Source organism: Brachybacterium sp. JB7 (assembly GCF_003335205.1).
GTDB lineage: Bacteria > Actinomycetota > Actinomycetes > Actinomycetales > Dermabacteraceae > Brachybacterium > Brachybacterium alimentarium.
This window is the reverse complement of record NZ_QPGN01000002.1, coordinates 340,438-357,830: the sequence shown is the minus strand read 5'-3', so window position 1 is coordinate 357,830 and position 17,393 is coordinate 340,438. Positions and strand designations below refer to the sequence as shown.

Here is a 17,393-nt window from a genome sequence, read left to right as displayed (position 1 = left end):
TCAGCTCAGGAGGGGAGATCGCCGGGGACCGGCGGTTCCGGGGCGTCACCGTCGATGACCTCGCCGACGGTGGCGGTCCACAGGGACTCCCAGGTGCCGGAGTCGATGATCGCCTGCAGGAAGGTGTTCACGAAGTCCACCGCGTCCTCGTCGTCCTGCGAGAGGCCGATGCCGTACGGGTCGTCCACGAAGGGCTCGCCGACCACGGTGACGTCGGGATCCGCGGCGGAGTTGCCGAGCAGCACGCCCTGGTCCAGGACGTAGGCGTCGGAGCGCTCCTGCTTGAGCGCGGCCACGCAGGACTCGTTGTCCGGGAGGGTCTGCACGTCGCCCGGATCCGTCACGAACTCCTCGATCGCCTGGACTCCGGTCGAGTTCGACTGGGTGACCAGGTTCAGCCCGGAGAGGTCCTCGGGCCCGGAGACCGTGTCCTTGTCCTCCGTGCGCACCTGGATCGCGGTGCCGGAGAGGTAGTACGGGCCGGCGAAGTTGATGACCTCGAGACGCTCGGGGGTGACCGAGTAGGTGGCGATCACGCAGTCCACGGTGCCGTTCTCCACGAGCTTCTCGCGGGTCTCGACGGTGGTGTCGACGTATTCGACCTTCTCGTCGCCGCCCTCGCCGAGGATGTACTTCGCGAGCAGCTGGGTGATGCCGGCGTCGAAGCCCGTGGGCTGGCCGCCACTGGTGCTGGCCAGGGAGAACACCTGGTTGGCGACGGTGCCGCCGCGGATCAGCGAGCCCTTGTCCTTGATCGCGGTGGCCCAGGCGCTCGCGGAGATCGCGTCGTCCTCCGCGACCGGGCCGGACTCGATGGCGTCCGCGAAGGGCGAACCCTCGGCGGCGTCGTCCTCGCCCAGGGCGGGGCCGTCACCGGTGTCGGAGGAGCAGGCGGCGAGCGCGGCGCCCAGGGGCAGGGCCGCGGCGGCGGCGACCACGGCGCGACGGCCGGGCCGGAAGGAGGTGCTGGTCATGGATCTCTCCGATTCTCGTGCTGCTCCGGTCGAAGCAGGGGTGCGGTGGTTCAGGGGTCTCAGGGGCAGGGGAAGGGGCTCAGTGGGCGAGGATCTTGGACAGGAAGGCCTTCGCACGCTCGCTGCGGGGAGCGGTGAAGAACTCCTCGGGCTCACCCTGCTCGACGATCTCGCCCTGGTCCATGTAGACCACACGGTCGCAGACATGGCGGGCGAAGCCCATCTCGTGGGTGACGACGAGCATCGTCATGCCCTGCTCCGCGAGCTCGGACATCACGTCGAGCACCTCGTTGATGACCTCGGGGTCCAGTGCGGAGGTGGGCTCGTCGAAGAGCATCGCCTTGGGTTTCATGGCCAGCGCCCGCGCGATCGCGACGCGCTGCTGCTGCCCGCCGGAGAGCGCGGTGGGCAGGGAGTTCGCCTTGTCGGCCAGACCTACTCGCTCGAGCAGCTCCATCGCCTGCTGATCCGCGTCGGCCTTGCTCGCCCCGCGCACCTTCCGCGGGCCGAGGGTCACGTTGTCGATCGCCTTGAGGTGCGGGAAGAGGTTGAAGCTCTGGAACACCATGCCCACGTCACTGCGCAGCTTCGTGAGCTCCCTGCCCTCCTCGGGCAGGAGCTGACCGTCGATCGTGATCTCCCCGTCGGAGATGGTCTCGAGGCGGTTGATGCACCGGCACAGGGTCGACTTCCCGGAACCGGAGGCACCGATCAGCGCCACCACCTCGCCGCGGTGGATGTCCAGGTCGATGTCCTTCAGCGCCTGGAAGTCGCCGAAGAACTTGTCGACGCCGCGCAGCGAGATCAGCGCCTCGCCGATCTCCTTCGGGGCGGAGGCGCCGGATCCGGCCGGACGGGGCGTCCCCGGGGTCGTGGTGCTGTCGCTCATTCCTCGAGAATGCGGGTCAGCAGGGCATCTGTCCACAACTCCGCAACGCAGACCGCATGTCGGAACGGTTTCGTGACCAGTACGGGAAGGGGGCGCCCGGCTCGGGCCGGGGCTCAGGCGCGGTACTCGCCCTGGTACACGGCCTCGAAGGGCGCGTGCCCGCCCTGACGGTTCTCGATCGAGCTGGAGACCACGGCCTTGGCGACGCGGGCCGCCTCGAGCGGGGTGGCGCCCTTGGCGAGCTCGGCGGTGACGGCGGCGGCGAGCGTGCAGCCCGCTCCCGAGACCCGCTCCTCACCGATCTTGGGGCTGCGCAGCTCCACGACCTGCTCGCCGTCGTAGAACACGTCCACGGCGTCGGGGCCGTCGAGCACCACGCCGCCCTTGGCCAGCACGACCACGTCGTAGGTGTCGTGGATGCGACGGGCGGCCTCGGTGAGGTCCTCGACGCTCTCGATGCTCTCCATCCCGGACAGCGCGAGCGCCTCGAAATGGTTCGGGGTCACGTACGTGGCCAGGGGCAGGATCTGCTCCTTGAGCGCGTTGTCCGTGTCCAGCGCCGCGCCGGGCTCCTGGCCCTTGCAGATCAGCACCGGGTCCAGCACCACGTTCGTGAAGGAGCGCTCGGCGAGCGCGGTGGCGACGGTGTCGATCGTGACCGGAGTGCCCAGCATGCCGATCTTCACGGTGTCGATGTCGTGCACGGCCGTGGTCGCCTCGATCTGGTCGGCGATCACCTGCGGCTCGACGGGCACGAAGCGGTGCGACCAGTCGTTCTGCGGGTCGAAGGAGACGATGCAGGTGAGGGCGGCGGTGCCGAAGGTCCCCAGCTGGTGGAACGTCTTGAGGTCGGTCTGCGCCCCGGCGCCTCCGGTGGTCTCGGAGCCGGCGATGGTGAGGGCGACGTGAGTCATGAGCGTCTCTTCCTGCGAGATGGTGTCCGATGGGGGCCGACGGCACGGCCCCGACCGCGCGCTCCCAGGGGCCGACGTCCCGTCGGACCCGTCGCAGCGGTCGTGCCGCGCGCTCCCAGGGCCACGGGAACCTGATGTGAGGTCCCACCGGCCCGTCGCTGCGGCAGAAGACCGATCCTAACGCCTCGGGTACAGTTCCCGGCGTGCTGACGCCAGAACCGCAGGCGGAGACCGCGGACCACCACCGGTCCGCGCGCCCCCGCACACCCGGATGGGACGCCTGCTCCTCGCTCGAGCTGGCCGGCCACGAGGAGCCCTCCACCACCCGCCGCCGTCCGTCGGCCGTACGACGTAGACCGCGGTCCACGCTGCGCTCCCTGGTTGAGGAGCACCTGGGATCGACGACGAAGTTCCTGCTGGTGGGCGGGATCGTGTTCCTGCTGGACGCCGCGATGTACAACCTGCTCGTGTTCTGGCATCCCGCGCACGGCTGGGGCGAGGGCCTCATGCACGGCAGCCCGCTGCCGGCGAAGGTGCTCACGATCGCCGCGGCCTCGTGCCTCACCTACCTCGGCAACCGCCTGTGGACGTTCGGCGATCGCCCCCGGCCGGACACCTCCCGCTCGATCCTGCTGTTCGTGCTGATCAACGTGATCGCCTCCGGGCTGCAGCTGTCCTGCCTGGGCTTCTCCCGCTACGTGCTGGGGCTGGACTCGGTGCTGGCGGACAACATCTCGGGCACGCTCATCGGCCAGGCGGTCTCGACGTCCTTCCGATACGTCACCTACGGCCGGTTCGTCTTCCCCCGTCGCTGACGCCTCCGCCGATCCCTCCGCTCGGCCCTTCCCCGGGCCTCCGGGAACGGACCGCGTAGAGGCGGGCGCTCGCACTCTGACAGACTCGAGCCCATGGAGACCACCGGCCCTTGGACCCGCGCCTCGCGCGCTGCAGGACTGCTCGTGGGCGGCGAGGCCCGCCCCACCGTCTTCGCCCGGATGTCGGCGAAGGCGGCCGAGACGGGTGCGATGAACCTGGGGCAGGGCTTCCCCGACGACTCCCCGCCCGCTCTGGTCGCCGAGGCGGCGGTCAGCGCGATCCGGGCGGGCCGCAACCAGTACCCGCCGGGCCTCGGCGAGACCGTGCTGCGCGAGGCCATCGCCGAGCACCAGGCCCAGTGGTACGGCCTGCGCTGGGACCCTGCCCGCGAGGTGATGGCGACCACCGGCGCCACCGAGGCGCTGGCGGCGACGATCCTCGCCCTGGTGGAGCCGGGCGACGAGGTCGTGACGCTCGAACCCTTCTATGACCAGTACGCCGCGCTCATCGCCCTCGCCGGCGGAGTGCACCGCACCGTGCCCATCACCTCCCGCTCCAGCGAGAACGGCGACCTGGTGCTCGACGTCGCGGAGGAGGACCTGCGCGCCGCGTTCTCCGACCGCACGCGACTGGTGCTCGTGAACACCCCGCACAACCCCACCGGGCTGATGCTGTGGGTGGGAGCGCTGCAGGCCATCGTCGAGGAGGCGGCCCGGCACGACGCGATCATCGTGACCGACGAGGTCTACGAGCACCTCACCTTCGGCCCCGCGCACCTGCCGATCGCGACGCTGCCCGGCGCTCAGGACCGCACCGTGTCGATCTCCTCGGCAGGCAAGACCTTCTCCGTGACCGGGTGGAAGATCGGCTGGATCACCGCTCGCCCCGAGCTGATCACCGCGATCACCGGCGTGAAGCAATGGCTCACCTACGCCTCCGGGGCCCCTTTCCAGCCCGCTGTCGCGGAAGGGCTGACCATGCCCTCGACGGCCTTCCACGACATCGCGCAGGACCTGCGTGAGCGCCGGGACCTGCTCACCGACGGTCTGCGCCGGATCGGCTTCCGCGTGAGCGTGCCGGAGGCCGGCTATTTCGCGGTGGCCGACGCCGCGCCGCTGGGCGAGGACGACGCCGCCGCACTGTGCGAGCGTCTGCCCGCGGAGGCCGGCGTGGTGGGCATCCCGCTGTCCGCGTTCTACCGGGACGGGCAGGCCGGGGAAGCCGGCTCCTACCTGCGCCTCGCCTTCTGCAAGTCCCGCGCCACGATCGAGCAGTCCCTCGAGCGGCTCGAGGCCTGGGCGGCTCCACGGCGCTGAGCGACCGAACAGCTGAGGGGGTGAGCGACTGAGCAGCCCACTCGCCGCAGCTGCGCGAGAGCGCCCGAACCGCTCCCTCGAGGACAGCAAAGGCCCGCCCTGCTCACCGGATCACCGGCGGGCAGGGCGGGCCCTTCAGCTGCCGCGCGTCTCTCGAGCACTGCTCGAGCCGTGCGCGCTGTGCAGGGTGGGACGGGTCAGGGTGGGACGAGTCAGGGAGCGACCCACACCGGCTCGGCCTCGAAATCGAGCAGGGCCTGCACCGAGAACATCCCGTCGTCGATCTGGTCCTTCGGCACGATCAGACCCATGTCCCACTTCCCGGTGTCACCGTCGGTCAGGGTGTCGACATCGATCGAGTTGTGAGGCGTCACCGTGCCCTGGTCCGTGAAGCTCTCGCCGCTGTTGCTGAGGTACTCGACGGTCACGGACATGTAGGCCTCGGCCTCGCTGTCGCCGTGGTACGTCACCTCGAGGGGAACGAGGACGTAGGTCTCGTCATCGGCGGGCTCGGTGTTGAACTGATTGGTGTCCATCACCGTCGACGTGGCATCCCAGTCGACCTCACCGAGGGTGACGTCCAGCGTGCCGCCGTCGCCGTCGTCGATCGTGAAGGTCTCGCCCGTCGCGTAGGGGCTGTCCTTCGCGCCCTTGCCGTCGGCCGCCGCATCGGCGCTCGCCTCCTCGGTGGCGGTTTCCTCCTCGGTGGTCGCCTCCTCCTCGGTGGTCGCCTCCTCCTCGGTGGTGGCTTCCTCAGAGGTGCTGCTGCCGGTGGTCCTCTGCTCCTCGGTGCCGCCGCTGTCGCGCGTGAAGAAATAGATGCCGGCGCCGGCGACGATGATCAGCAGCACGAGCAGCACGCAGCAGCCGCCGACGATGAACGGCCATTTGCCGGGGCCCTTCTTCACGGGCGGCTGCTGGGGGAACTGCTCGGAGCTGCCGAACGCGGGCGCGAAGGAGGGCGAGCCGTCGCCCCCGGGCTGCCCCGGGCCGTAGCCGTTCGGGGACGACTGGCCGTACGGATCACCGGACTGGGGGTGATCCCATCCGTTCTGCGGTGGCTGCGACATGTTCTTCTCCGGTGCCGTGACGGCACCGTCCCCTCTCTCCAGACGACCAACATTGGTCGAACCCCCCTGGGCTCGCTCGCCACATGGTACGACGGGCCCGTCGCCACGAGGGCCGTCCGGAGAGGGCAGGGAGATCGCGATCCGGCGACGATCCGCGTGCCCTGGTCAGCGGCGCGCGGTGAACGCCTCTCCGTGGAAGCTGCGACCGGCGACGCGCTGCGCGGCGCCGGTGGAGTCGAGGTACGGGGTGACGCCGCCGCGGTGACGGGGGAAGCCCGCGCCCAGGATCAGGGCCAGGTCGATCTGCTCGGGGCGCTCGACCACGCCCTCGTCGAGCATGATGCCGATCTCCTCGGCGAGACCATCCCGGACCCGCTCGAGCAGGGCGTCGCCCACCGGCGCCGACGAGGCCGCGGCGGGGTCGGCGCCGGTGCCGAAGGCCTCGGCGACCGTCGGCGAGACCGGAGGGTGCACGGAGTTCTTGCCGGCCTCGGTGAACCGCGCCGACCTCTCCGCCATCGCACCGAGCCCCGGGGAGGCGTGGAAGCGGTCCCCGAGCTCACCGCGCAGCACCGTGCCCACGTGGTCCGCGACCGCCAGACCCACCAGGTCAAGCAGCGCGAAGGGTCGCATCGGCATGCCGAGCGGGTCGAGGGAGGCGTCGACCTCGGCCGGGTCCGCGCCGGCATCGAGCGAGGAGAGCACCTCGCCGAGCACCCGGAACAGCAGGCGGTTGACGATGAAGCCGGGGGCGTCCGCGCTGCGCACCGCGAACTTCCGCAGACGCCGCACCACCTCGAGGCCGGTGGCCAGCGTCGCCTCGTCGGTCGCGCCGGTATGGATCACCTCGACCAGCGGCATCTTGGCCACCGGGTTGAAGAAGTGCAGGCCGACGACGCGCTCGGGATGCGCGAGCTCCTCGGACATGGAGGTGACCGACAGCGAGGAGGTGTTGGTGACCAGCAGCGCGTCGGGCGCGAGCACGCTCTCGAGCTCCGCGAAGACGGACTTCTTGATGGCCAGCACCTCGGGCACCGCCTCGAGCACGAGATCGCAGCCGGCGAGCTCCTGCAGATCGGTGGTGGACGAGAGGTTCTCGGCGATCGTGGTGGCGGTGGCCTCGTCGATCGTGCCGCGAGCGGCGGTGCGGGCGACCACGTCACGGGCGGCCGCGAGGCCCTTGGCGGCGATCGACTCGTCGAGGTCGCGCATCACCACGGGCACCTGCAGACCGAGCGCGAGCTGCGCGGCGATCTGGGAGGCCATGAGGCCGGCGCCGGCGACGCCCACGCGGGTGATCTCGCGGGCGCCCTCGACGGGCCTGCGGCCGGGCTTGCCGCGACGCAGCAGCTCGGCGCTGTAGATCGAGGCGGCGGCGGCATCGGAGCGCACCAGGTCGGCGAGCGCCTCGCCCTCGCGGGCGAGGGCCTCGGGCAGGCTCGAGCCGGGCAGCTTCTGGAGCAGTTCCAGGGCGCGGCCGACGGACGGGGCTCCCTGCCCCTCGAGGCGCGCGGCCCAGGTGCGGCGGGTCTCGGCGCTGCCGTGGGCGGCGTCGAGCGCGTCGAGCAGCGCCTCGGCCTCGGGGGTGTCGACACCTGGCAGCGGTGCGGTGCGGCCGGCCCAGGCGCCGAGAGCGTCCGAGGGCGCTTCGGCAGCGGCCTCGGCGACGACGGGATCGACCACGTCGGCATCGGCCACGTCGACGTCGATGTGCGCGGCGACCAGGGCGGCGAACTCGTCGAGCGCCTCGTCGAGATCCTCGGCGACTTCGTCGACCAGGCCGATCTCGAGCGCCTCCTCGGCGCCGAGCTGCTTGTCGCGGGCAGGGTCCTCGAGGATCATCCGCACGGCGGTCTCGGGGCCGACGACGGACTGCAGGAGCGTGGTGCCGCCCCAGCCGGGCAGGATGCCGAGGCCCGTCTCCGGCACCCCGATGCCCTTCACGGAGGCGGCGGCCGTGCGGACATCGGCCATGAGCGCCACCTCGAGGCCGCCGCCGAGGGCCACGCCGTTGAGGTGCGCGAGGAGCGGGACGGGGCTGGTGCGCACGCGCACCTGCAGGTCATGGGCGGCGCGGGTCATCGACTCGACATTGCCGGCGGCGGCGGGGTCGGCGAACATCGACAGGTCGGCGCCGGCGAGGAAGACGCGGCCGGTGCCGGTCATCGCGATGGCCTGGATCTCGCCGGCCTCGGCGCGGTCGAGCGCGGCCGCGATCTCTCCGGTGACGGCGTCGATGGACTGCGGCCCGAGAGTCGCCGGCCGCTTCTCCTCGCCCTCCGGCGGGGCGAAGGTCAGCACGGCGACGGTGCCCAATCCGGGATGCTCACGGTCTTCGGTGAGGACTCGGGTGACGTGCTCGGTGTAGCTGCTCATCAGTGACCTTTCGCGATCTCTTCGTCGAGGGTGGCGGCGCCCCGCACGGTTGTCTGATACCGCGGGTTTCAGGTAGATCATGCCTCAGATCGCGCGCCGGTGTCCACCTGCGCAGCGCAGTGCAGGGCGCCCTCGGCACCGCGCTGGACAGGGATCCTCGGCGCCGCGCAGCACAGGGCTCCTCCGACGCCGCTCGGCGGGAGGATCCCGGAAGCACCCGTCACGCGATGCCGCAGGAGGAGACCTCAGGCGACGCCGTAGTAGAGGACCTCGCCGCTGTACGTCTCCACACCGAGACGGAACTCGTCGATCTCCTGCGAGGGCACCACGTAGAGGGCGCGGAACTCGGCGCTCTCCCCGTCGGACAGGGGCTTCACGGCGCGCAGGGTGTCCGGCAGGAGGCCCTCGGCGACATCGTGGAAGTAGGTCCGGTCGGTCTCCCCGGCGAGCCACAGCTCCTCGACGGGGGCGAACTGGCCGGGACCGTCGTACCGGGCCTCATAGGTGACCTCGACCAGCTGGAACCCGTCTTCCAGCAGACCGTCCTCGCCGGCGCGCGGCAGCGTGGCCTCGAGGTCGACCTCTCGCGCGCTCACGCTGAGCGTGCCCTCGGTCCAGACGGTCCAGCCGAAGGTGTGCTCGCCGACGTCGCCGGGGTGGTCGTACCCGCCGGTGCCGTCGGTCAGCTCCTTGCCCTGCGCGTCGGTGACCGTGCCGGGCTCCTTCGTCCGCGGGGTCTGCTCGTCGGTCGGCGCCTGAGTGGCGGGCGGGGCTGCGTCCGGTGCGGGCGCGGGGTCGCCCCGGAGCAGCGACAGCACCCCGCCGACGACGAGCGCGGCGACGGCGACCGTGACGACGGCCTGCAGGGCGACGATGGCGAGGATCGACCAGGGGGTGAACCGTCGGCCGGGATGCTTCACCGGCCCGGACTCCGCCGAGGCCCCCGGCACACCCTCCGGCCCCGCGAAGAGCGAGTCGCCGAGATCGCCCGGGCCGACGGGCTCGCTCTCGCGCCGGTCGGGCAGCTCGACGGGCGCCGGCTCCGCGGGGACGGAGGCGCCGTCCCAGTCGTAGTCGGGCCGAGGCCCCCGGTGCTGCGTCACCCCCCGAGCATAAGTGCGGACAGGACCTCCCGTCCCCGGGGATCCGACAGGCCCAGCAGCGCACCCGATCACATCGGGCTCTTGCAACGCACAACCATTTGGTTGTAGATTCCGGGTATGGACACGATCGACGAGGAGCGGGCCGACGCCTGGTTCCATGCCCTCTCCGACCGCACGCGGCGCGACATCCTGCGGCGCGTGATGCGGGGAGAGCAGTCGGTCTCATCGCTGGCCAGGAACTACTCCATGAGTCTCACGGCCGTGCAGAAGCACGTCGTGACCCTCGAGCGGGCAGGCCTGATCACGAGGCGTCGCAGCGGCCGGGAGACCCTGGCCAGCGGCCAGGCCGGAGCAGTGCGGTCCGCCGCGCGGCTCCTCGCCGAGCTGGAGGACGTCTGGCGCGAGCGCATCGCCCGCATCGACGACCTCCTGGGCGCGGAGGCAGCCTCCTTGCCCGCAGCACCGCAGCATCCGCCGGCAGCGCAGCATCGTGCGGCGGCCTCATCGCCCCCTCGGAAGGACTGACCATGCCTGTCACCGACATCCGCCACGATCTCGACGCCCTCACCCTCACGATCACCGCGGAGTTCGCCGCCCCTGTCCAGCGCATCTGGGAGATCTACGCGGATCCGCGCCAGCTCGAGAAGGTCTGGGGCCCGCCGGAGTTCCCCGCCACGGTGGTCGACCACGACCTCGCTCCGGGCGGCCGCGTCACCTATTACATGACCGGCCCGGAGGGCGAGCGGCACTACGGCTACTGGACGGTGCTCGCGGTGGAGGAACCGGAGTCCTTCACCTACGAGGACGGCTTCGCGCACGAGGACTTCTCCCCGAACACCGATCTGCCCGTCTCGACCTGCGTGAGCACCTTCGCAGCGCAGGGGGACGGCACGCTGGCCACCTATGTCACCAGCTTCGCGTCCCGCGAGGGGCTGCAGACCGTGCTCGACATGGGTGTCGAGGAGGGCTCGCGCACGGCGATCGATCAGATCGACGGTCTCATCGCCTGATCAGCAGGTCGTCGCGGATCGCGCCACGCGTCGTCACGCCGCGTGACACGATCCGCGGCGTCCGCGCCCGCGGAGGGTAGCGTGTCGGGGGCATCTCCCGGCCTCGCGAGGCCGGGCCTCACCGGCTCGATCGAGGAGCACGCATGGCCCTGCAGAACGCGCAGAACGGGCAGGCTGACCAGCCCGGACCGGCCGAACGCACCGAGCACGCCGACGCACTCGGCGACCCCGTGCTCGACAACCCTGTTTGGTCCTCGCTGACCGGGCGTCACGCCCACCTGGCCATCGGGAACGAGCTGGTCCGGCATTTCCCGGCGGACGTCTCGCCGTTCGTCGGGGTGAAGGACTGGGAGCACCCGGAGGTCTGGGACGCGATCCTGGACGTGTTCGGGCACGACGCCGTGGTGGGCGTCTCCCACGCCGACCCGCTGCTCCCGGACGGCTGGACCCCGGTGTTCAGCATCCCCGGCGTGCAGCTGGTGCAGACGGACCGGTTCGAGGCCCGGCCGGACGACGAGGCGATCGAGCTCGGCGCCGCGGATTCCACCGACATGCTCTCCCTCGTCGAGCGGACCAAGCCCGGGCCGTTCCTCCCCCGCACCCATGAGCTGGGGCGGTACGTCGGGATCCGGCGCGCCGGACGCCTGATCGCCATGGCCGGCGAGCGACTGCATCCCGACGGATGGACCGAGATCAGTGCGGTCGCGGTCGACGAGGACTTTCGCCGCCAGGGGCTCGCCTCGCGGCTGATCCGCGATGTCGCCTTCCACATCCAGCAGCGCGGCGACCAGGCCCTGCTGCACGCCTCGGCCGGCAACACCGGAGCGATCGCCGGCTACGAGAAGCTCGGCTTCCGGCTGCGTCGCGAGGTGCTGTTCGGGGCGGTGCGCACCCCGTAGCCTCGACGGAGACCCCGCAGGAGCAGAACGCCCCGAAGGAGCAGCCGATGAGCACGTCGACCACTGTCCGGCAGGCCACGCCGCGCCGGGTGCCCCGATGGGCCCACGCGAGCGCATCGGTCCTGCTCGGCCTCGCCTTCGTGCTGCGGCTGGCCCTCGTCCCGGTTCCGCTCACCCTCGGCCTCGTGCTGTTCCTCGTGGTGGCGGGCCTGTTCGTCGTCGTCTCCCTCACGATGCAGATCCGCTGCTGGGGCACGCTGCTCGCCCCGGCCCTCACCCCGGCCCGGATCGTCGTCTCGGTGTTCTCCGTGGCGCTCGTGCCCCTGCTGGCGAACTTCCCGACGGAGGTCGCCCTGCCCTGGCGCATCGCGGTCACGATCCTCCTGCCGGTGACGCTGTACACCCTCCTCCGCTGGGACGATGCCCGCACGGTGGAGCTGCTCGGCGACCGTGCTCGACGCGAGGACAGGCGGTGCTCGACCTCCTCCACTGCCACCGCCTCGACCGTCTGACGCCGACCCCGAGGGCGGTCCGCCTCGTGACGGCACCCGGGTACCGTCGTCGCATGGATGAACAGCCGACCCTGCTGACGCAGCTCGAGGACGTGGACCGCAGCGACGAATCCCTGCGGGCGTGGGTGGCGGAGCGGATACGCCGCCTGGATGCCGACGACCGCCGCTCCTCCGACACGCATCTGATCAAGGCCGAGCTGCCGGCCGACTGGGGCATCGAGCTGTACCTCAAGGACGAATCCACACATGCCTCGGGCAGCCTGAAGCACCGGCTGGCCCATTCGCTGTTCCTGTTCGCACTGGTCAACGGCTGGCTGCGCCCGGGCATGCCGGTCATCGAAGCATCCTCCGGCTCGACCGCGGTCAGCGAGGCGCACGTGGCTCGGATGCTCGGCCTCCCCTTCATCGCCGTCGTCCCGCGCGGCACCAGCCTGCGCAAGATCTCGCTCATCGAATCAGCGGGTGGGCGCTGCCATTTCGTGGAGCGGGCCGAGCTCATGAGCAGCGAGGCCGCGCGCCTGGCGCAGGAGCAGGGCGGCCTGTTCCTGGACCAGTTCACCCACGCCGAGCGGGCCACCGACTGGCGCGGGAACAACTCGATCGCCGTGAACGCCTTCGCTCAGCTCGAGCTGGAGCCCCACCCGGTGCCGCGCTGGATCGTCGTCGGCGCCGGGACGGGCGGGACCAGCGCGACCTTCGGCCGCTACCTGCGGTACCGGAGCCTGGACACGTCGCTGTGCGTCGCCGATGTCGAGAACTCCGCCTTCTTCGGCGGCTGGGTGCAGGGCGATCCGTCGGTGACCACCGAGACCGGCTCGCGGATCGAGGGCATCGGCCGGCAGCAGATGGAGCCGAGCTTCGTCCCGGAGGTGGTGGACCGGATGATCCGGGTGCCCGATGCGGCCTCGGTCGCCGGTGCGCGCCATCTCTCCGAGAAGCTCGGCCGACGGGTCGGTGCCTCGACCGGCACCAACCTGGTGGCGACCGCGAAGCTCATCACCCAGATGCGTGAGCGCGGCGAGCAGGGCTCCGTGCTGACGCTGCTGTGCGATCCGGGCGACCGGTACTCGGACACCTACTTCGACGACCACTGGGTCGCGGAGCAGGGCTGGGACCTCGCGCCGTGGCGCGCCGAGCTGGAGCGGATGCTTCCGATCCTGAGCGTCTGAGCCGGGTCTCGGCCGCCCGTTCGGTCCACCAGGTTCCCTCGCGGCGCTCCGCCCGGCATGCTGGCATGGTGCACACACTCCTCGTCCGCACTGCGGTACGCACCGCCACGGCGGCGTACACCGTCAACGGCGCGCTGGGGCTGTCCGTCGCCGTGGGCGCGGTGGACACCTCGACCATGCGCTGGCTCCACCACGGTCTGTACATAGCGACCGTGACCTCGACCCTGCTGGCGATCGCGACCGCGACCCTGCGACGGGATCCGTCCGCACTCGCCCTCGCCCCGGCGGTCGTGCCCCTGTTCCTGCTGCAGCACCACGGGTCCCGGCCCTTGGGCCGCCACGCCCGCACCGCCGTGCTCGCAGCTCCCTGCTATGCCGGGGCGCTCGCCCTGGCCCGGAGGTGATGATGGAGTTCCTCGATGCCGTCTTCGGCCGACGCACGACCAACGGGCCCTTCCTGCCCGATCCCGTCCGTGAGGACCATCAGCAGCTGCTGATCCGTGCCGCGGCGGCGGCGCCCTCGCAGTTCAACAGCCAGCCCTGGCGCTTCGTGCTGTTCGAGGACCGTGCCACCATCGACCGGGTCGCGGCTCTCAGCGGCGAGAGCATGACCCAGGTGATGGGCGAGGGCACCTTCTTCCACCGCTATCGCAAGTACTTCCGCTTCTCCCGCCAGGAGATGGACCGCACGCGCAGCGGGATGCTCTTCGACCGGCTCCCGGCCCTGCTGCGCCCCTTCACCGGGCAGGTGTTCACGGAGTCGGGGCAGAAGATGATGAACCGGCTGAGGGTGCCGCAGAAGCTCGGCGAGGAGAACCGGAAGCTCGTGGCCGGGTCCCCGCTGCTGGTCGGCGTGATGCTGGAGCGCGGCGAGTACCGGCCGGAGGCCCTCTCCGGGTTCTATTCGGTGTTCAGCATGGGGGCGGCGATGGAGAATCTCTGGCTGACCACCACGCAGCTCGGCATGGGCATCCAGTTCGTCTCCTTCCCGATGGAGGTCCCTGAGAACTGGCAGCAGATCGTCGAGCTGCTGGAGGTCCCCGACGATCTCGAGCTGATGGCGGTCTACCGGCTCGGCTACCTGCCGGAGAAGATGCGCCGGCCGGCGATCGACTGGTCGAGCCGGGAGCGGAAGCTGCCCTCCCAGTTCGTGTTCCGCGAGTCCTGCACCACCCCGCAGACGGGATGGGACGAGGACACCCGCCCGGGCACCTGACGCGCGCGACCGGGGGCATCGGTGGCCATCGGCGCCGCCGCCGCTGGCAGCCCTCGCTCCGAGTTCGGAGGGTCGGGTCCCGAGCGTGACGCCACCACCGTTCACATCTTAGGTGAGCCTTGCCTAAGCGTCAGTCGAGTCTCTACGCTGGGATTCCGGCGATCCGCCGACCCGTCGACCCCGCTGAGGAGCACCGTGCCCGCGCGCCCCGACCGTCACCTCCTGATCGGCGACGAGCAGGATCTGCCCCTGCTGCGCGCGCTGCTCCCCTCCTTCCCGCAGGACGCCTCCGGCGAGCTCGTCCTCGAGCTCCCTGCCGAGCACGGCCCGTTGCCCTCGACACCGCCCGGCATCTCCACCCGGATCCTCCCGTGCGAGCCCGGCACTCCGGGCGGACTGCGGGCCTGCGCGGCCCTCGACGCCTGGGCGGGCGAGTGGCTGCACGGGGACCACGCCCGCCCCGAGGCGCACTCGATCTTCGTGGGCCTGACCGGGAACCTGCTGGTCACCCGCCTCTGCGAGGCACTGGCGACGCGTCATCGCGGTCTGCACATGCATCGGCCCAGCCACGCCGGGTCACCGTTGTGACCGCAGGAGACAGCGAACCGGGCGCACCCGGCAGCCCTCACGCGAAGGCGCTGACCCCCGTGATCGAGCGGCCCACGATGAGCGACTGCATCGTGTCGGTGCCCTCGTAGGTGTGCAGGGCCTCGATGTCGCTGCGATGGCGCACCACACGGTTCTCCAGCAGGATCCCGGAGCCGCCGAGCAGGTCGCGGGCATCGGTCGCGATCTCGCGGGCCGCGCGGGTGTTGTGCACCTTGGCCAGTGAGGCCTGCTCGGGCCGGATGGCGCCGGCGGCCTCGAGCTCGGCGAGCCGCACGCAGTACAGCTGCATCGAGGTGAGGGTCTGCAGCATGGAGGCCAGGCGCACCTGGACGTTCTGGGCCTTGGCGAGCGGGCGACCGAACTGGATGCGGTTCTGCGCGTGCTCGAGGGCGGCCTCGTAGCAGGCGGTCGCGTGGCCGAGAGCGCCCCAGGCCACGCCGGCGCGCGTCGCGAACAGCACGCGAGAAGTGTCCTTGAAGGAGCGGGCGCCCGGCAGGCGGGCATCCAGCGGGATCCGCACGTCGTGCAGGGAGATGTGCGCCTGGTGGATGGCGCGCAGGGCGACCTTGCCGCGGATCACCTCGGCCTCGTAGCCGGGCAGCGACTGGTCCACGAGGAAGCCGCTGACCTGGCCGTTCAGCGCAGAGTCCGACTCGTCCTCCACCCGCGCCCACACCACGGAGAGGTGGCAGTCCGCGCCGTTGCCGATCCAGCGCTTCTCGCCGCTGAGCACCCACGAGTCCCCGTCGCGGCGGGCCACGGTCTCGAGCGAGACGGAGTCGGAGCCGTGGTCGGGCTCGGTGAGCGCGAAGGCGCCGTATTCGGTGCCGGCGGCGAGCGGCTCGGCCCAGCGCTGCTTCTGCTCCTCCGAGCCGAGCAGCATGACCGAGCGCAGCGCGAGCCCTCCCTGCACGCCGACCATGGTGCCGACGGAGCCGTCGATCCGCGAGAGCTCCATGTTGACCAGGCCTGTCGCGAGCGGTGTGAGGGAGCGGTGGCCGGGAACGTCGAGTCCGTCGGTGAGCAGGTCGAGCTCGCCGAGACGCCCGATCAGCTCGATCGGGTACTCGCCGCGGTCCCACCAGTCGTTGATCCGCGGCAGCACCTCGTCGGCGAGCGAGCGGGCGTCCGCCCAGGCCGCGAGGTCGTCACCGGTGACGTCCTGGAACAGGGAGAGGTGATCGGCGGTGCGGGGCAGGAGGTCCGCCGGGGTGGCGGCAGAGGCGTCCGGCGCGGAGACGACGGCGCGATCGGTCGCGACGGAATCGCTGGTGCTGGTGCTGGTCATCAGGACATCCTCTCGATGATGAGGGCCATGCCCTGCCCGCCTCCGACGCACAGGGTGGCCAGGCCGAAGCGGCCCTCGCGCTCGCGCAGGCCGTTCAGCAGGGTGGTGGTCAGGCGGGCTCCGGTCGAGCCCCAGGGGTGGCCCAGCGCGATCGCGCCGCCGTGGACGTTGAGCTTGTCGTGGTCGATCCCGAGATCCTCGGCCGACGGGATGACCTGCGCGGCGAAGGCCTCGTTGAGCTCGACCAGGTCGATGTCGTCGATGGTCAGGTCGGCGAGCGCGAGGGCCCGACGGGTGGCCTCGACCGGGCCGAGGCCCATGATCTCGGGGCTGAGGCCGGAGACGCCGGTGGCGACCACGCGGGCCAGCGGCGTGATGCCGAGCTCCTTGGCGTACTCGGCCTCCATGATCACCAGGGCGGCGGCGCCGTCGTTGAGCGGGCAGCAGTTGCCGGCGGTGACGGTGCCGTCGGGACGGAAGACGGGGTCCAGGCCGGCCGCGGCGTCGAGCGTGACGCCGGCCCGCGGGGAGTCATCCGCGCTGATCACGGTGCCGTCGGGCAGAGTGACGGGCGTGATGTCGCGGTCGAAGAATCCGGCGGCCTTCGCGGCCTCGGCGCGGTTCTGCGAGCGCACCGCGTACTCGTCCTGGGCGGCACGGGAGATCCCGCGCAGCTCGGCGACGTTCTCGGCGGTCTGGCCCATCTGGATGTAGGCGTCGGGCAGCTCGCCGTCCTCGCGCGGATCGTGCCAGGGGGCGGGGACCTCGCGGCTCGCACGCTTGTCGGTGCGCTCCCACGCCTCCCGGAACTGCGGATTGCGGGCGTCCTCCTCCATGAGCTTGCCGGAGCTCAGGGAGATCGACTCGACGCCGGCGGAGATCACGGCCCTCGCCTCGCCGGAGGCGATCGCGTGGAAGGCGGCGCGAGTGGTCTGGATCGAGGAGGCGCAGAACCGGGTCACGGTCGCACCGGGCACCGAGTCCAGGCCGAGACGGATCGCGACGGTCCGGGCGAGGTTGCCGCCCTGGTAGCCCTCGGGGATCGCACAGCCCAGCTGCAGGTCGTCGATGGTGGACGGGTCCAGCTCCGGGACCTGGTCGAGGGCGGCCCGGATCATCTGGGCCGCGAGGTCGTCCGGTCGGACGTCCTTCAGGGAGCCCTTGCGGGCGCGGCCGATGGGTGAGCGGGCGGTGGCGACGATGACGGCCTCGGGCACGGAGATCTCCTTCGA

At 71.3% G+C, this 17,393-nt stretch carries 18 protein-coding genes; 10 read left to right on the top strand and 8 right to left on the bottom strand.

The window, feature by feature from the left end; translation table 11 throughout:
• Positions 1–5 precede the first annotated feature (5 nt).
• From CIK81_RS03955 to CIK81_RS03945, 3 genes are all read right to left on the bottom strand, one after another.
• Positions 6–974, bottom strand: a complete 969-nt coding sequence (locus tag CIK81_RS03955; RefSeq protein WP_096164632.1) for a glutamate ABC transporter substrate-binding protein — start codon at positions 972–974, stop codon at positions 6–8.
• Between the two features lie 79 nt (positions 975–1,053).
• A complete protein-coding gene (locus CIK81_RS03950; protein ID WP_275542206.1) occupies positions 1,054–1,863 on the bottom strand; it encodes an amino acid ABC transporter ATP-binding protein in 810 nt (269 codons plus the stop codon).
• A gap of 113 nt (positions 1,864–1,976) precedes the next feature.
• Positions 1,977–2,777, bottom strand: coding sequence for a hydroxymethylpyrimidine/phosphomethylpyrimidine kinase (locus CIK81_RS03945; RefSeq protein ID WP_096164633.1), 801 nt, complete (start codon positions 2,775–2,777; stop codon positions 1,977–1,979).
• Positions 2,778–2,980: 203 nt separating this feature from the next.
• Here CIK81_RS03945 and CIK81_RS03940 point away from each other — a divergent pair, with 203 nt between their 5' ends.
• Positions 2,981–3,592, top strand: coding sequence for a GtrA family protein (locus tag CIK81_RS03940; RefSeq protein WP_241963920.1), 612 nt, complete (start codon positions 2,981–2,983; stop codon positions 3,590–3,592).
• A 93-nt stretch (positions 3,593–3,685) separates the two neighbouring features.
• Positions 3,686–4,909, top strand: coding sequence for an aminotransferase class I/II-fold pyridoxal phosphate-dependent enzyme (locus CIK81_RS03935; protein WP_096164634.1), 1,224 nt, complete (start codon positions 3,686–3,688; stop codon positions 4,907–4,909).
• 212 nt (positions 4,910–5,121) lie between these two features.
• Here the strand turns inward: CIK81_RS03935 and CIK81_RS03930 are convergent, their stop codons facing one another.
• The 3 genes from CIK81_RS03930 to CIK81_RS03920 form a co-directional block, all read right to left on the bottom strand.
• Complete coding sequence (locus CIK81_RS03930; RefSeq protein ID WP_114304833.1) at positions 5,122–5,979, bottom strand: hypothetical protein; 858 nt, start codon at positions 5,977–5,979, stop codon at positions 5,122–5,124.
• A gap of 165 nt (positions 5,980–6,144) precedes the next feature.
• Entirely contained in the window at positions 6,145–8,355 is a 2,211-nt protein-coding gene (locus tag CIK81_RS03925) for a 3-hydroxyacyl-CoA dehydrogenase NAD-binding domain-containing protein (RefSeq protein ID WP_096197060.1), read from the bottom strand.
• A 245-nt stretch (positions 8,356–8,600) separates the two neighbouring features.
• On the bottom strand, positions 8,601–9,458 hold the full coding sequence (locus tag CIK81_RS03920) for a hypothetical protein (RefSeq protein ID WP_114355406.1): 858 nt from the start codon (positions 9,456–9,458) through the stop codon (positions 8,601–8,603).
• 117 nt (positions 9,459–9,575) lie between these two features.
• Between CIK81_RS03920 and CIK81_RS03915 the strand changes: the two genes are divergently transcribed.
• The 8 genes from CIK81_RS03915 (at position 9,576) to CIK81_RS03880 (ending at position 14,852) form a co-directional block, all read left to right on the top strand.
• On the top strand, positions 9,576–9,983 hold the full coding sequence (locus tag CIK81_RS03915) for a helix-turn-helix transcriptional regulator (protein WP_096164638.1): 408 nt from the start codon (positions 9,576–9,578) through the stop codon (positions 9,981–9,983).
• A 2-nt stretch (positions 9,984–9,985) separates the two neighbouring features.
• Positions 9,986–10,468 carry an SRPBCC domain-containing protein gene (locus CIK81_RS03910; protein WP_096197057.1) on the top strand — a complete coding sequence of 161 codons (483 nt, stop codon included), beginning with the start codon at positions 9,986–9,988 and terminating at the stop codon, positions 10,466–10,468.
• Between the two features lie 143 nt (positions 10,469–10,611).
• Positions 10,612–11,367: a GNAT family N-acetyltransferase gene (locus CIK81_RS03905; protein WP_096164640.1), complete on the top strand. Its 756-nt coding sequence runs from the start codon at positions 10,612–10,614 to the stop codon at positions 11,365–11,367.
• A gap of 47 nt (positions 11,368–11,414) precedes the next feature.
• The gene (locus tag CIK81_RS03900) at positions 11,415–11,879 is read left to right on the top strand and encodes a hypothetical protein (RefSeq protein ID WP_096164641.1); all 465 of its coding nucleotides are present in this window, start codon (positions 11,415–11,417) and stop codon (positions 11,877–11,879) included.
• Between the two features lie 53 nt (positions 11,880–11,932).
• Positions 11,933–13,048, top strand: coding sequence for a PLP-dependent cysteine synthase family protein (locus CIK81_RS03895; RefSeq protein ID WP_096164879.1), 1,116 nt, complete (start codon positions 11,933–11,935; stop codon positions 13,046–13,048).
• A gap of 65 nt (positions 13,049–13,113) precedes the next feature.
• Positions 13,114–13,452 carry a hypothetical protein gene (locus tag CIK81_RS03890; protein ID WP_096197055.1) on the top strand — a complete coding sequence of 113 codons (339 nt, stop codon included), beginning with the start codon at positions 13,114–13,116 and terminating at the stop codon, positions 13,450–13,452.
• Positions 13,453–13,454: 2 nt separating this feature from the next.
• Positions 13,455–14,264: a nitroreductase family protein gene (locus CIK81_RS03885; protein ID WP_114355405.1), complete on the top strand. Its 810-nt coding sequence runs from the start codon at positions 13,455–13,457 to the stop codon at positions 14,262–14,264.
• Between the two features lie 195 nt (positions 14,265–14,459).
• Positions 14,460–14,852: a hypothetical protein gene (locus CIK81_RS03880; RefSeq protein ID WP_096164644.1), complete on the top strand. Its 393-nt coding sequence runs from the start codon at positions 14,460–14,462 to the stop codon at positions 14,850–14,852.
• Positions 14,853–14,889: 37 nt separating this feature from the next.
• Here the strand turns inward: CIK81_RS03880 and CIK81_RS03875 are convergent, their stop codons facing one another.
• Both CIK81_RS03875 and CIK81_RS03870 read right to left on the bottom strand, forming a co-directional pair.
• Entirely contained in the window at positions 14,890–16,161 is a 1,272-nt protein-coding gene (locus tag CIK81_RS03875) for an acyl-CoA dehydrogenase family protein (protein WP_114355404.1), read from the bottom strand.
• Complete coding sequence (locus CIK81_RS03870; protein ID WP_114355403.1) at positions 16,161–17,378, bottom strand: acetyl-CoA C-acetyltransferase; 1,218 nt, start codon at positions 17,376–17,378, stop codon at positions 16,161–16,163. The genes CIK81_RS03875 and CIK81_RS03870 overlap by 1 nt, the downstream gene beginning before the upstream one ends.
• Positions 17,379–17,393 lie beyond the last annotated feature (15 nt).